Origin of the sequence: Membranihabitans marinus, from assembly GCF_021729155.1 — a bacterium.
In the GTDB taxonomy this organism is placed as follows: Bacteria; Bacteroidota; Bacteroidia; order Chitinophagales; family Saprospiraceae; genus Membranihabitans; species Membranihabitans marinus.
The window spans coordinates 1-15,140 of the sequence record NZ_JAJQYA010000015.1 but is presented as its reverse complement, the minus strand read 5'-3'; the positions used below and the strand labels follow the sequence as shown (position 1 = coordinate 15,140).

The following is a 15,140-nucleotide window of genomic DNA, read 5'->3' as shown; positions in this document are numbered from 1 at the left end:
ATTACAATGAGTAATGAGACTATATAGGGTTTTTTAATGGGCCATGGAAAGATCGGAAACATTGGCTTTTTTGAGAAACGCTGCTTTAGGCGTAAAATTGACAATGTCGTAATAGGTCCGCGGTTCGTGCTTTATCATGCGATCCAATAAGTGGAAAAACAAGTCTCCTTCCATGTCACTCCTGTTGAGCCTGAAAAAATATTCATCGAGGTAATATTGCAGTAATTCTGCATGGCCATGGACACCTCTTAACCATTGCAGTAACCCACATCCTATTCTATAACTCATTACCAAAGGGTGCTTTCCTTTTTTTTGAACTACTGTTTGGATTCCATGATATTCTTTTTTCATTGCTGAAAATGCCGGCCATCCATTGGTTTTAATAGATGCGGATCTATCTACATGATCGTGTAATATTTTACATAATTCCTTGGCACTTAAATCGTTTATTTTGTGACCATATGTCTTGCCACGACCTTTACTTTTCTTTTCATGGGCCAAGACAGCTAATTTCTTTTTTTCAATCTTGACGCCATTTTCAACGATATTATTGATGCCTAATTCACATGTCATGATTTCAACATCGGATGCAATGGTGTATTTTTTTCGACTGGCCATGGCTTGCATAATCTTATGCTTAAAAAGCCAGCAAGTCTTCTGTCTTAGTCCCAATTTTCTGCTTAATTCTGTCGATGCGATACCTCTTTTATTTGTGGATACGAGGTAGACAATGTAAAACGCTTTCTGAAGACTAAATTTCATATGATGAAACAAGGTATTCGCTTTCGGAGATTCAACATATCCACATGCTGTGCATCTGCGATCGAATTTTTTTACGGACCGACAGTATTTATTTTTATAACATCGATGACATGAATATCCGTCTTTCCACTTCTGTTCACTTAAGTACTTCAAACAACTTTCATCGCTGGGGAAAAATTGTTGGAAGTCAAATAAGGATAGGCTTTTTGATATTGCTTCCATGATTTAATATTTTATACGTTAAAATTCTGAATTCTATCATGATGAATTTGCGCCTAATGCGCCCTTTTTCCCCGTCTCAAATCCCTTTTTTCTCCGTCTCAAATCCCGTTACCCACCTCACAAATTTCGCCTAATCGCCTAATCACCTATTCACCTATTCACCTAATCCCCTATTTATCTATCTTTCTCCTCTTTCTCATCAAACTTCTCATTCTCAAAGTTTTATTGTTATAGACAAATTTTTACCTCAACACTTTAACTCAATTTTTCCTTTGAGCTAATTTTTGCCCTTCACTTTAATATTTGTGATAAACCAAAATAAGCCATCGAAATTGCCAGCCTCAAAACCATTGGCCATTCAGTGAATAATGTCTTTCGTGAATCACCCCCCCCGTGAATAGCATTATCGAATGGCTTGCCTATGAAAGATTGCGAATATCTTATTTTCAAAAATCTGACATTGGACATAGACCATTGGTTTGATTATAAACTTCTGTATAACCTTAGAAATACGAACAACAGCCTATATTAAAAATGACTTTTGGATAGGGTAAAGTTCCATACGGCCATTATCAGGCCTGATTGATGTAAAAAGAAATCTCAACATTTGGGACAATTATCATGCCCATTGACTATGTGACAATATTGTGGACTATGGGTGTAAAAATCCGACCGTTCTATTTCATGGATAAGTCCTAATCTAGGATGTATAGTTGAAAAAGATAAGATGATTTACTTTATACGATTTCACTCAACACAACTTCCATTTATAAAAAAGGATGAAATATGAAATCAAGATAGGAGAACCACTCAATATGTCGAAATATTAAAACCATATCTAACGATGAAAGAATATTATTATTAATCATAACTAAACCAATTGTAGTGTTACATTACCTCGCTTGCGCCCACTGTCAATATAGCGATGCGCTTCAATGATTTCTTCGAGTTTGTAACTGCGATCTAAAACAATCTTTAATTGTCCATTACTTAAATGTTGCTTTAATTCATCGAGCAATACTCGTAATTCCTTGGTTTTCAACATACCGGTCGCTGAAAATTTCACTTTTTTTCTTCCAAAAATGGATGTCGTCATCATCTGCCACAGAATTTTTCCATTTAAAACGGGAGACATGTAGATGCCATGGGAGGTTAGATTTTTTTTGATGTTAGAAAATTTCAAAATACCTATGGTATCGTAAATAACATCGTAGGTTTGATCTAATTTTGTTAAATCCTGTTTTTTGTAATCAATGACATAGTCTGCCCCCAATGAACGAACCAACGATGTGTTTTGAGTACTACACACGGCAGTGACAATGGCTCCATATGCCTTGGCCAATTGGATAGCGGCTGAACCCAAACTGCCTGAACCCGCATTGATCAATATCTTTTGCCCAGCATGAATGTTGCCGCAATTCTTTAAGAAATTAATCGATGTCAATGGACCATCACAGATTACAGCCATTTCATCATACGACAATCCCGGCAAAATGGTTGATATCAGACTGTTTTCAGATACGGTGGTGTACTCTGCGTGACTACCCCTGCCAAATACGGTTTCTCCAAAAACACGGTCGCCTATCTTAAATCGGCTAACTTGCTCACCTATGGCAACAACTTCCCCTGCATAGCCTGTACCGGTGATGGATGTCTTGGGTTTGAAAAGTCCTAGCATTAGTCTTCCGAATTTGGGACTGCCCATTCGCATTAAGGTGTCGGCCCTGGTGAGAGATGCTGCTTTGATCTTGATTAAAACCTCGTTCTCCTTTGGTTTTGGAGTAGCTATTTCTTCCACATTCATGACTTCAGGTCCGCCGTATCGATGATAAGTTATCGCTTTCATTTTATAGAAATTTAATGATTGAATAATTAAGAAATAATGCTTTGTATTTCCCTTGTTCGAATTTGTAGTTACAAATCTAGAGGATTCCCTTCCTGATGGTGTTCTGTATTTTAAGAAGAAGTTCTAAATTATAAATCCGTACTTTTTCATTAAATGTTCTAAGATGATTATTGGTCCATTAAGGCACTGACCACTATGACATCTGTTGGATGTACTGCTTTGGAGTCATACCAGTGTGACGTTTGAAATAAGTGTTGAATACGGTTTTTGAATTGAATCCACTGTCATAGGCTAAGGCCATTAAATTGAGATGTTGATTTTGTGGATCTAAAGCCGCTGCTTTAAAAGCTTGTAGGCGGTATTGATTGACGAATTCATTAAAATTTTTCTCCATAGACTCATTCAATAAATAAGATAATTGGTTGGGATGGATATTGATTTGTTGGGCCAAACTTCGCAATGATAATCCTGGATCTAGATAGGGTTTATTGGCAGTCATATGAGTTAAGAGTTTTTTGCTATAGCTGGCCAATAATGACTTCGATACAATGGGTTTTTTTTCTGCTTTTTTTCTTTTAAATGATGAAGTAGTGTAGAGCTTTTTGTGATAATCCTTGTAACGAATATCATTCCTTAATGGTCGGAGTAGAGGATCTGAAAAATGAAATAATATTAAACTGTATTGATTATTTATACTAATGTCTAGCCAATGAAATGCTTGGTCTGCCTCGCCGATATTGGCATAAATCATTACCAGATAAGAACTGGCTCGATAACCATCTTCTTTCTCTGAATATTCTATGAGTTGATCGATAAAGGTTTTGGTTTCTGCTAGGTTGTTGTCGATAGCGTTGGCCAGTCCTTTTAATCCCAATACGTCGCCTTCGACAATTAGATTTTTGTCATAGGCATCGATTTTAGTCAATACCTCTCCACATCGCCCCTGTGCGATTAAGCATTGCCATTTAATCATATGAGCCGGTAAATTGATGGGGTTTTCTTGAATACAACGGTCGAGAATTTCAATTGATTTTTCATAGTCCTCCAACATGTAGTGATGATAAGCCATGAAAAATAGGGTCTCTTGTGATAAGGGATTTAAAGTCAGTGCTATTTTTAGGTGGTTTAAAGATGCAGAATGATTGCCAGATATTAAGTAAAAAAATGACATGAATTGATGAGCTTCTACATAATTGGGATTCAACTCTAAAGCCTGATTTAAGGAAAATAAGGATTTACCAAAGTTGCATTGAGTGAAAAAATACAAATGAGCTAATTGATAGTGAACACCAGGAATTTTGTCGTTGAGTTGAGCAGCATGATGGATGAGGTCAATGGCCTTTGCCCAAGTTGCTTTTAGAGGGCTGAATCCTGCAATAGCCATAAAACTATAGCAGTCCGCCAATCCTATCATAGATTCGGTGTGCTGTTCATCCAAGGCCAATGCTTTTGTGTACAAATCGATGGCTTTTGAAGCGTCTGTGGGATTCCATTTATTAAAATAGTATCTTCCTTTCAAAGACAAGTCGTATGCATCAAGGTTTTTTGTTTGAGTAGAAACTAAATGATCCTGAATCTCAAAATGACCCAATTGTTCACGTAACTTATCGGCGATATTGAGGCTGATTTCATCTTGAATGTCAAAAATGTTTTCCCATTCGCGATCCCAAGTTTCTGACCAGAAATGATAATCTTCTTTGGCTTCAATCAATTGAGCAGTAATCCGTATCATATTACCAGACCGCCTTATACTTCCTTCTAGAATATAAAAGACATTTAATTGATTCCCAATCTGTGAAATGGGAATGTTTTTGCCCTTAAAGTAAAAAGCAGAAGTCCTAGAAGTGACCTTTAAGTCTTTGAGTTTGGCCAATGCATTGATGATTTCTTCGGTTATTCCATCACTAAAATATTCGTTTTCTTCACTTGCACTCATATTTACAAATGGCAAAACAGCGATAGTATTTTGTTCAAGAGTGGGATTGGCCTGCATGATTTGCTCTAATTCTATATCATTTGATAGCTTAAAGATAAGTACTTTTGAGTGGAAAGCTTAACTTTTACAGTAGAGAACAATCTAGTGGTATAAAAGGGCAAGTGAGCTCTCCTTTTTTCCAATATCTTTATTGAGAGAATAAAGGAGTTTTTTACTGGGATACAGTCGAAACCTTGTGGTTCAATCATAGTTTTGGAGATGATGTTCATTTAAGAATTAAATATATTTCTCTACTTTAGATTATTAATTTTGGGTTTTATTGAATCACTATATGAAGTATACTTCTTTTCTGTTTTTCTGGATCTTGCTCTATGCTTGTCATTCGACAGCTCCCCAAGACGTAGACAAATCGGCATCACTCCCAGTCTCCGATTTGTTGGGCTCGGAATTGGCGACCATTCACTGTGGTAAATGTCATCAATATGTTGATCCTGGCATGTTGCCCAAGTCGAGTTGGGAAAAGGACGTTCTCCCAGCCATGGCTTTTAGATTAGGTATATACAAGGGGGAGCACCAACCCGATAGTTTATTCGATAAAGGCCTGGGAGGAGATATGGTCCGTCAAGCCAATATTTATCCTGAGCAACCTGTACTTTCCCGGGCTGATTGGGAAAAAATTATTGATTTTTATGTAAGCAATGCGCCAGACACCATAATGCCTCCAAAAGTCAATGATGTATTAAATACCAATCTATCACTATTTAGATACAAGGTTCCAAAACAAATTCAACCTCCAGCATTGACGACCATGGTCAAAATATTGCCTCATCAACAGTCATTGGTCTATAGTGAAGGTCGTCCGCAATTTAGTAATTTAAATATCTTGAATTCCGACTTAGAATTGACGAATAACTTGAAGTTTAAAACTACTCCTATCGATTTTCGCAATCAGTCGGATACCTTATATATTACTACAATAGGGAAAAGTGTATTTCCTCATGATGCCCCAGACGGAGATATTCAAAAAGTATTTAAGCAGTCAGGAGGAGAAGTCTATAATGGTACCCGAATCATGATCCCAGATCTTCATCGGCCCGTAGATATAGTATACTGCGATCTCAATAACGATGGTCTCGAAGATGTGCTTGCTTGTGAATATGGCAATAATATAGGTCGATTGGCCTATTATGAAAACAAAGGGGGCGATTCCTACCAAACCCATATATTGTCTCCTATCGCTGGAGCCATTTCAACCGTTGTCAAAGATGTGGATGGAGATGGATTACTCGATGTTGTGGCACTGATGGCCCAAGGTGATGAATCTATTGTCTATTACAAAAATATGGGCGACAGTAAATTTACCGCAAAACCGCTGATGCGTTTTTCTCCCTTAAATGGATCTCAATATATAGAAATGGAGGATTTTAATGGTGATGGTCTCGATGATATCCTTTACGTCTGTGGTGATAATGCGGATAAAACGCCTATTTTAAAACCCTATCATGGTGTTTATATTTTTTTAAATACCGGAGATTTTAATTTTGTACAAGGATACTTTTATCCATTAAATGGCGCTTACAAAGCCATGGCAAGAGACTACGATGAAGATGGAGATATGGATATCGCAGCGATTTCGTTTTTTCCAGATTATGTATCCCAGGCTCACCAGAGCTTTGTTTATTTAGAAAATCAAGGTCAAATGGATTTCGATTCTTATACTTTTCCCCAATCGACCGATGGTCGATGGATGGTTATGGATGCCGGAGACATTGATGGAGATGGCGATATCGATTTGGCATTGGGCTCATTTGTATTTTTTCAAGCTATGGGAGATACTACGGGATTGGGCCAAAAGTGGATGCGCAATGGACCAGCTGTTGTGGTATTAGAGAATACCACAAAGCCATAGATGTAGTCCTAAGCACTGAGCTTTATTCAACAACTGGGGGTGAAATTTCTACTTTTTACTCAGCCAAATTTCAGACACCATGGTGCCCCAACCACCGGAATTTCGCCATTGCTCTATTTCTACTCGGTCACCTCGAGCAACATCATCTGCCCGTTGAAACATTATGCGAAGTTCCCCATCATTGGTCAATGACGGTGGGATATCGAAACTATAGAAATCACTCATTTGCAATGGCAATTCTAAGTCTTTGGCCAAGACTTGGTCGTCTGCCCATATTGTTTCTGATTTTTGATTCATCCGATCGGCATATCTTTCTTGGTACCAAGGACGAACTAAAGTAAAACGTATGCGGTATTCGGCATTGGGATCTAGATCTTTGTACAATAAGGTAACACCTTCATCCTCGTCTTGGGTAAAATGCATGGATCTCTGGCTGGGCCGATTGCTTTCTGACAACATTTCGGAAACATAGGGCTGTCCGTGATCGTATGGATATCCATGGACTACATTGGGAGCAATATTGGCCGTACCGAGGTTGTCGTAATAGCCTCCTTGCCCGGGATCTTCATAATGGACGATCTGTCGAAGAAGTTCTTTGGCCGTTTCGGTATCGCTGTTCGCACTGCGTTGAAGTTGTCTATAGAGCCAACCCAGTCCTATGTAGTCGTGTTTCAAATTGTAGATACCAGCAATTCTCTGACCAAATAGCTCATTACTTTCATTGCCCAATTCTTTGGCTTCAGCTTTCAAAGACTGCATTTCGGTCGATTCAACAGGAATTTTCCATGAATCAATTATGGATTCTATATCCGATTTTTTAGGAATTGAAAGGATATTTGCTGCTTTTGAAATAATGGATTTTTCATATTTTTTCTGCTGATCTACATCGAGTTGGATATAGCGGTCCAATGCCCCCTTTTGCATATACATGCGCCAAAGCCAATTATTGGACATTTGGTGAGGTGACATTTTCTGACCAGCTTGCTTAACCAGATTATAATACCTTTCAATATCCACCTTTTGATCGAGGGGAGTACCCGGTTGCTCCTCCATATTGGACTCTAACAACAATAGGGCTTCGGCCATAAGCGGCGCAGCTTCTCTTCCAAACCAAGTAATGCAATATTCATTAATCACATCTTCTACCGAAGTACGAGGAGCCCATAACAAGCGCTGCCACATCCATTGATTGAAATGGTCGTGGTGGCCACTAGAATGGGTAATGTCACCTATTCCGTATCGCATCAAATCGTTGAATACCCGATGATAGAATTTGGGCCAAGCATAAAATGTAAGTCGATTGTAGACCATGGTCAGGAATTGGTCTGGACGTCGCTCGTATATTTCATGGCCCCAATGTGGAGGTAAATCTCCATTGCGATCGGCTCGGGGATACATTTGAATATAGGCGTGTTGGGCGTATTTCCAATGAGTAATTTCATTGTAGTACAGGAGTTGATGTCGCCGGGGAATTTGGTGTAATATTTCTTGAGGATATAATCCATAAGGTCCAAAACCGGGATATTGAAATAAGTCCATTCGATGACTTTGTCTATGGCCGGGTTGCCAAGTAGTGGCATCAGACCCCGGTCCATATCCCCAAGCCCATAGCCAAGGCCTGGGTTTTTCATTTAAATAATCGAATATGGCATTATCGTCTTCATTGTCAAATTTTTGATTGGTAAAATAAATTCGAGTTTCTGGATGGTATTTATGGATAATCGCCGCCATCTCTTCCACCAATTTTATAAAAGTAAGTCCATAAGGATTGCATCGATCGCATTCACAACCCCCACCGTCACCGCCATAGAATTTAATTAAGTCATAAGAAGGACTGGACTTAAAGTAGTTTTCGCACTTCTCAAGCATAAATTTTCTCGCTTCTGGCACGGATAAACAGACATAGCCTTTACGACCAATGGATTCGGATGCATTCCATTCTAAAGGGATGTCACTACCAGCAGTATTGGCTCCAAAACTATTTTCCACCATTAGGCCATATGATTTTATGAAATCGTAGTCCTCCTTGGAATGGGTAGGAAAAATGTTGGCTCCCGCCAAAGCGTAATCTAAAATGACACGCTGAGTTTCAGCGGTCGTCCATTCGCGAACTTTTCCCAATTGTTTGGCTATACGACTTTGACCAAATTGAGTCCCTCTAATTTCGAAGGCCGGAGCTGTGCGAATGTCTATGTGGTTGGGCAGTAAGACCTGATCTTTTTCGATAATGGCACGACGCAAAATCTCACCTACGCTATATAGACAACCTCTATCATCGATGCCGGCAGCCAATAAGATTGCTCTGTCTTCACGTTCTATGGTTTTCAATAAAAATCCTTCTGGACCAGGGGCCAATTCCGTAAGTGTAGGGATTCTATATTGGTTAAATATATCTTGCATCAGACTATGGTTTTGATGATGACCTAACACAATGTTTAAGCTTTGGGCATCTAGCTCTGTTACATCTTTTTCTGAGACTATATCCACTGATAAATGGTTGTTTTCAGAAAGACGGTCATGGAGTAATTGACTTACTTTTAGCTCTACCTCGCTAGCAGAAGATCCGGTGATAATTGATATTTTGGTAAAGGATTGATAATCGGACTCTTGGGCTGTTAAGGACAGACCGGATAGTGCCAGTAAAGTGATAAATAAACTGTATAACCGTATTGATTGAAATTCCATTTTGTATGTATTGATTATTATGGAGCAAATTTAATTCACATTAATACTTGAGATATGGTATATTCTATTTTATTCATGTACTATCAGTCCTTTTTTATAAGTCAGATCTCAACGAGGTCGTTTACTCATCTCATTGTTCGATTAAATCACGATATCGACGTCGTATAGTATAAATAAATTGAACAAATTTTATTATCTTAATGCAAATACTGTCGGCGTAGAAACCGATGGTCGATATATGAATGCTACATCCCATCTAGTCCTACCAAATGTATTTGGTACTATATATTTTTTAACCTCAAATTTGACAGATTAAATGCCGCCCTGCACACAGGAGATGGACAGATACCATGATCACTGTTAAAGTGATTATGTTACAAATAGTTTTATCTAGTTGGTTTTCGATGACATAGACCAAATAGAAATAAATATAAATGATAGATGTCGATGCGAGCGATATTTTCTTTTGATAAATTATTAAATAGAACATTATGAATAAGACAATACTAATAACGGGGACCAGCAGTGGTATTGGCAAAGAAACGGCAAAGTACTTTCAAGCCAAGGGGTGGAATGTGATTGCTACGATGCGAAGCCCAGACAAGGAAAAAGAACTTTCGATAATGGAAAATGTTCTGGTGGTCAAGATGGATGTATTGGATTTACAGTCTATCGACAAGGCTGTTCATAGAGGATTGGAGCAGTTTGGAGGCATCGATGTTTTGCTAAATAATGCGGGATATGGGGCTTATGGACCCTTGGAATCTTTTCCTAGAGAAAATATTATACGTCAGTTTAACACCAATGTCATAGGTCTCTTGGACGTGACTAGAGCTATCTTACCTCATTTTAGAGCGCGTCATTCAGGTACGATTATCAATATTTCTTCTATTGGGGGTAAAATGACCTTCCCTTTGGGCAGTTTATATCACGGGAGTAAATTTGCGGTAGAGGGAATTTCAGAATCACTGAGTTTTGAAATGGAGGCCATTGGAGTAAAAGTACGCATCATTGAGCCCGGTGGTGTAGCTACCGATTTTGCCGGGAGATCCTTTGATTTTCAAAATAATGAATCTATGGTGGAGTATCAAGAAATGGTGGGAAAGACCTTGTTGGGATTTGAAGAAACCCTAGGTGATACTAGTAAATTGTCCAAACCTTCATTGGTGGCTGCTGTCATATATCAAGCGGCTACAGATACTTCCAATCGTTTGAGATATCGAGTGGGCAAGGATGCTGAAATCCTATTGACTCGAAGGGGGGAAAGTAGTGATGCTCATTTTTTACAGGGTATAAAACAACAATTTAATTTATAGAAATTAGGGTATCTCCTTTTGAATTTATAGGAATTACATTTTTAATTGACAAGCTCACCCACCCACGACACAGTGGTCGTCTTCCTTCATCCTGGCAAGCCCACCCGGAGCCACCGTGCTCCGGAATGGTATAAATAAAAAATCATGACAATCAAACCACCCCGTCTGACAAGTCAGACACCCCTCCAATAGAGGGGAATTTGGCTGTCGAATTTTGTGCAGTCACCCCTCGGTAGAGACGCAAAATTTTGCGTCTAAATCTAATTTACATAAATCGAAATTTTATCCATTGATGCCAATAAAGATTAACATGGAGTATTATTAATACCACGCCGGAGCCAAGCAAGCACAGTCGACTTCCTCCTGAGGATCACTTACCCTTCCACAAAAATAATATAGAGGGTATAGATTATATATGCCGTGATCAATACTGCGGACTCCCAGCGATCGAGTTTTTTCTTTTTTCCCGTAAACATAGCGATAAACAAAAACAAGCTACCCATACATAAAAAGACAATATCCAGATTGAACAATGGATTGTAAGAAATGGGGTGGATAACTGCACTGACCCCTAGGATTAGAAATATGTTGAAAATATTGGAGCCTATGACATTTCCAATGGCTATGTCACTCTTTTTCTTTAATGCGGCAACAATGGAGGTGATTAATTCGGGTAGTGAAGTTCCGGCCGCAATAATGGTCATGCCAATTATTTTTTCACTCATGCCCAGTTCGGTAGCAATGACAATGCTGTGGTCGACTACCCATTTGCCCCCTAATATTAGACCGGTTAAGCCTAGAATTATTCGCAAAACAATTTTGATGTTTGAGGACTCAATATGTTTTCCCACCACTTCAACATCAGTTTTCATTTGAATGAATACATAATACATAAATCCAATGAAACAAGACAATAAGATCATTCCTTCCAATCGAGCAATATGATGAGTGTGGTTTGTGAAATTTAAATTGGCCAAGAGATACAGGAAGATGGCAGCTATAATGGAAATAGGTATTTCTCTCCATACCGTTGATGATTTTACCGTCATGGGATAGATTAGTCCAGCAATGCCCAGGATAATAAATAGATTAAAATGGTTGCTGCCAATAATGTTTCCAAGTACTATGTCATCGTGACCTTGATAAGAGGCCATGGTATTGACTACCAATTCTGGGGCCGATGTACCGAAGGCTACAATGGTCAATCCGATGGCTAGGTCGGAAACTTTATATTTTTGGGCCAGTGCCGTGGCACCGTCGACCAAGCTATTGGCTCCCAGAATTAAAATGGTAAAGCCAAAAACAATGAATAAAAGGGATATAATCATTTAAATTATTCTTTATTAAAACCGATGATTGGTCAAAGCCTAGTTAGTTAAATTGTGGATGATATTTTCGTGGCCTCATTGTACCATAAATCTTGAAAACAGAGTGTCCCTTCAGCAAGCCATGGGGATTTGACAGAAGTCGAACGGGATAAAAAACACCATTGATTAGCGTGAATATTTTCATGCCGTAAAATTTGATATAAAGATAACAATTGGCGAAATACCGAAAGTTAAATTTTATTGGAAAAACCTATTTTATTCTATTGAATATAGAATTGCACTATCTAAATGGAGCCGATATTCTACTATTCACAAATAATCAGTCTCATGGATAGAATTCTTTCTGCTATTGGTTTATTTGATCTTTGATCCAATGACTAATAGTGTCTAGGGCTATCGGAGAAAAAGTTTGTTCAATTGTGGCGTACTCATTGGGAGAACCGGTATTGCATTCTTGGAAGAGATGGTTGAGATTGGGCAGAGTAATGGTGGTTACATTGTGATTGCCTCCCTGTTTCAATGCGGTTTTAATGGCATTTAAATTGACTTCCGCGGGTACTTGTAAGTCTTTTTCTCCAATGAGTGCTAAAACTGGACACCTTACTTTTTCCAAGGCGGTCGCTGGATCAAATTGAATAAAATACTGCATCCATTTTGTGGATAATTGTTGAACTTGAGCCTCCAAGTACCCCTTATTCCCCATCCCTCCTGGTAAATCACCACCTTCTTTTTTCTGAACGCTGTCTTCAAAGTAAGCCATTAAGGCTGAGGAAAGACTATCAAGATTAGATGAATTAAGTACCATATCAATAGCAGTGGCATTGATGGGTTGGATTTCTTGCCATTCTTCTTCTGTCATTCCATTGGCTTTGTTTATGAGTTCTTGTTGCAATAATAGTAATCGATCTCCTCTAATTCCTGTGCCGGCTAAAAGTACTATAAAATCAATGTTGTCCATGTCAGAAGCAACGATGGGAGCAATGATTCCGCCTTCACTATGTCCAATCAATCCTATATAATCATTGATTTCGCTGCGAGTGGACAGATACTGAACTGCGGCTTTTACATCTGTGGCCAAATCTTTTGTGGTGGCCGTATTAAACTGGCCGGTAGATTCGGCGGTTCCCCTGTCGTCAAATCTCAATACGGCTATGCCTTTTCTGGTCAAATCGTCGGCCAACACCAAGAATGGTTTATGGCCCATTAATTCTTCGTCTCTATTCTGAGGTCCAGAGCCACTGATTAAGACTACGGCTGGGAAGATGCCATTTTTTTCGGGCAGAGATAGTGTGCCTGCTAAAACGATATCGGCTTCATTATTTTTGAATCGCACTTCCTCTGTATAATATGGGTAGGGAGGTATTGGCTCTTGTGGTCGATTGACTTTGGTCTTGCTTATCTTATCTCGACTCAGGTCTAATGGGACGGTCATTCCCCCTTGAGTAAATTCACCTGAAAACGTATTATTCTCTTGCCATTGACCTCGATATTGAATGCCTATGGCGTTGAGTTGAATTTGCAATATATTGTTTTCAAATGTCGTACTGTTGACCGGTAGACCGATTGCCCCTTGGTCTGGGCTATCCATGGTGGCCGTATATCCCGTATCATTTGGAGAAATGTGAAATACGAGGGGGAGTTCTAGACCTTGAACTTTTAGTAAACCATTCCATTGCCCTGCGATGTCTTGACCATGGAGGTGATGAAATGTCGAAATCATTATTGCAATAAACATTATTACTTTCATAGATCCATGATTACAGGTGATGAATGGATGTAGGCATTTACATTGCCCTTCCCTTTAAGTTAATCATTTTTAATGATTTTGAAGTGAAATTCATCAATCTTTTGACAATTTAAGATTGAAAACAAAGGGATTATAGGATAAATTTTTTCTGTATTTCTGGACTAGGGGCTGGACAGGTGTTGTTCGGCATGAGTTTTTTACGATATTTTGCCACTAAGTCATAGGCAAAATCTGCAATGGGGCGGGGAAGGAGTAGAAGGAAGTAATATAAGAATGAATATTGAGGTAGGTTTCGGATAATTCGTTTGACCGCAGTACTCTTTATATAGGGTTGGTCTTCGATCAATACAATGGTTTTGTCTACTAGGTGATTCATCTTATACTGGATGAGTAATTGTTTTCCAAGATCAGAGAGATTGGAAACAAAGGAATATTTGTTGTGATCGTCGTGGTGAGCGATAAATAGAATACCTCGATTACAAAATCCACAAGCGCCATCATATATAATGTAACTGTGATTATTGCTATTTGAGTTTGAATGTTTCATTTTTATTCCTACGGATATGATATAGGTGTAAAATGGTTTTATACCAAGTACATTTATAATTGTTTCAATATAATGAAAATGCTTAGGGATGACAATAGTTTAATGAGTAGGACAAGGGCTGATGATAATTTTGAACTGTAAAGTATTCATTTTGCTAGATGAAAAATGAAGAATTCAATTCATCTGCTGAATTGTAATTCGTATAAAGTACTCATTACTTATAAATAGACTATTTTCTATTTTTCAGAATTCAATTTCCATTATACTTCCTGTACAAAGAGGATGGAAGATTTATGCAGGTCAGATCTATGAATTCATCAAAAAATATTTAATTAGAAATATGGAAACATTAATTTTTATAAAAAAGCAAGGTTTTTAGATTCAGAGATAAAATCGATGGAATGGGTGGATGATTGTATTATTTACGGATATGGTATTGCTTGTGGTTGGAAATATTTAGAGAATGAAAAAAAAATTAAAAAAAAATGAGCTTGAGCAGAAAAAAAACCAACATCCATAGTAATGATTGGATGTAGTATATTGGTCGGTATTTAATACTGGGTTGTATGGCTATGTGGAGATAAGAAGTGGTTTATTTGTCTAAAAATGGGTGGTGAAAACCATGAAAACGGCGAAAAAAGCCTTGAAAAATCAATTTTATCAATTTTTTTTGAGAAAGTGCTTGGAGGTTTGAAATATTGCCGTATATTTGCCGTCCCTTAACAAACAAAGTGTTTGCAACAGGGTGAAAGAAAAAAGATAATTAAAGTTCTTTGATAAGTAGGAAAGAGTAAAAGTTTTAATTTAAAATTGAGTTTTGTAAATTCAATTTCATTGTAACA

9 protein-coding genes are annotated in these 15,140 nt (G+C 38.1%); 2 read left to right on the top strand and 7 right to left on the bottom strand.

The features are described from left to right. Positions 1-33: 33 nt before the first annotated feature. The 3 genes from LVD51_RS10890 to LVD51_RS10880 all read right to left on the bottom strand — a co-directional run bounded on the left by LVD51_RS10890 (position 34) and on the right by LVD51_RS10880 (position 4,823). Entirely contained in the window at positions 34-984 is a 951-nt protein-coding gene (locus tag LVD51_RS10890; RefSeq protein ID WP_236971297.1) for an IS1595 family transposase, read from the bottom strand. 871 nt (positions 985-1,855) lie between these two features. After that, complete coding sequence (locus tag LVD51_RS10885) at positions 1,856-2,830, bottom strand: NAD(P)-dependent alcohol dehydrogenase (protein WP_236971291.1); 975 nt, start codon at positions 2,828-2,830, stop codon at positions 1,856-1,858. A gap of 193 nt (positions 2,831-3,023) precedes the next feature. After that, positions 3,024-4,823: a helix-turn-helix domain-containing protein gene (locus tag LVD51_RS10880; protein WP_236971289.1), complete on the bottom strand. Its 1,800-nt coding sequence runs from the start codon at positions 4,821-4,823 to the stop codon at positions 3,024-3,026. A 274-nt stretch (positions 4,824-5,097) separates the two neighbouring features. On the opposite strand from LVD51_RS10880, the gene LVD51_RS10875 reads away from it, so the two are divergent. Next, positions 5,098-6,675 (top strand): FG-GAP repeat domain-containing protein, encoded by a 1,578-nt coding sequence (locus LVD51_RS10875; RefSeq protein ID WP_236971287.1) that lies wholly within the window; start codon positions 5,098-5,100, stop codon positions 6,673-6,675. Positions 6,676-6,723: 48 nt separating this feature from the next. Here LVD51_RS10875 and LVD51_RS10870 read toward each other — a convergent pair whose 3' ends face one another. Further along, entirely contained in the window at positions 6,724-9,360 is a 2,637-nt protein-coding gene (locus LVD51_RS10870; RefSeq protein ID WP_236971285.1) for a beta-N-acetylhexosaminidase family protein, read from the bottom strand. Positions 9,361-9,851: 491 nt separating this feature from the next. Between LVD51_RS10870 and LVD51_RS10865 the strand changes: the two genes are divergently transcribed. Further along, the gene (locus LVD51_RS10865; RefSeq protein WP_236971283.1) at positions 9,852-10,676 is read left to right on the top strand and encodes an SDR family oxidoreductase; all 825 of its coding nucleotides are present in this window, start codon (positions 9,852-9,854) and stop codon (positions 10,674-10,676) included. A 374-nt stretch (positions 10,677-11,050) separates the two neighbouring features. Here LVD51_RS10865 and LVD51_RS10860 read toward each other — a convergent pair whose 3' ends face one another. From LVD51_RS10860 to LVD51_RS10850, 3 genes are all read right to left on the bottom strand, one after another. Then, positions 11,051-12,004 carry a calcium/sodium antiporter gene (locus LVD51_RS10860; protein ID WP_236971276.1) on the bottom strand — a complete coding sequence of 318 codons (954 nt, stop codon included), beginning with the start codon at positions 12,002-12,004 and terminating at the stop codon, positions 11,051-11,053. A gap of 346 nt (positions 12,005-12,350) precedes the next feature. Then, on the bottom strand, positions 12,351-13,751 hold the full coding sequence (locus tag LVD51_RS10855) for an alpha/beta hydrolase family protein (protein WP_236971264.1): 1,401 nt from the start codon (positions 13,749-13,751) through the stop codon (positions 12,351-12,353). Between the two features lie 130 nt (positions 13,752-13,881). Continuing rightward, complete coding sequence (locus LVD51_RS10850; protein ID WP_236971262.1) at positions 13,882-14,298, bottom strand: thiol-disulfide oxidoreductase DCC family protein; 417 nt, start codon at positions 14,296-14,298, stop codon at positions 13,882-13,884. Between the last annotated feature and the right edge of the window lie 842 nt (positions 14,299-15,140).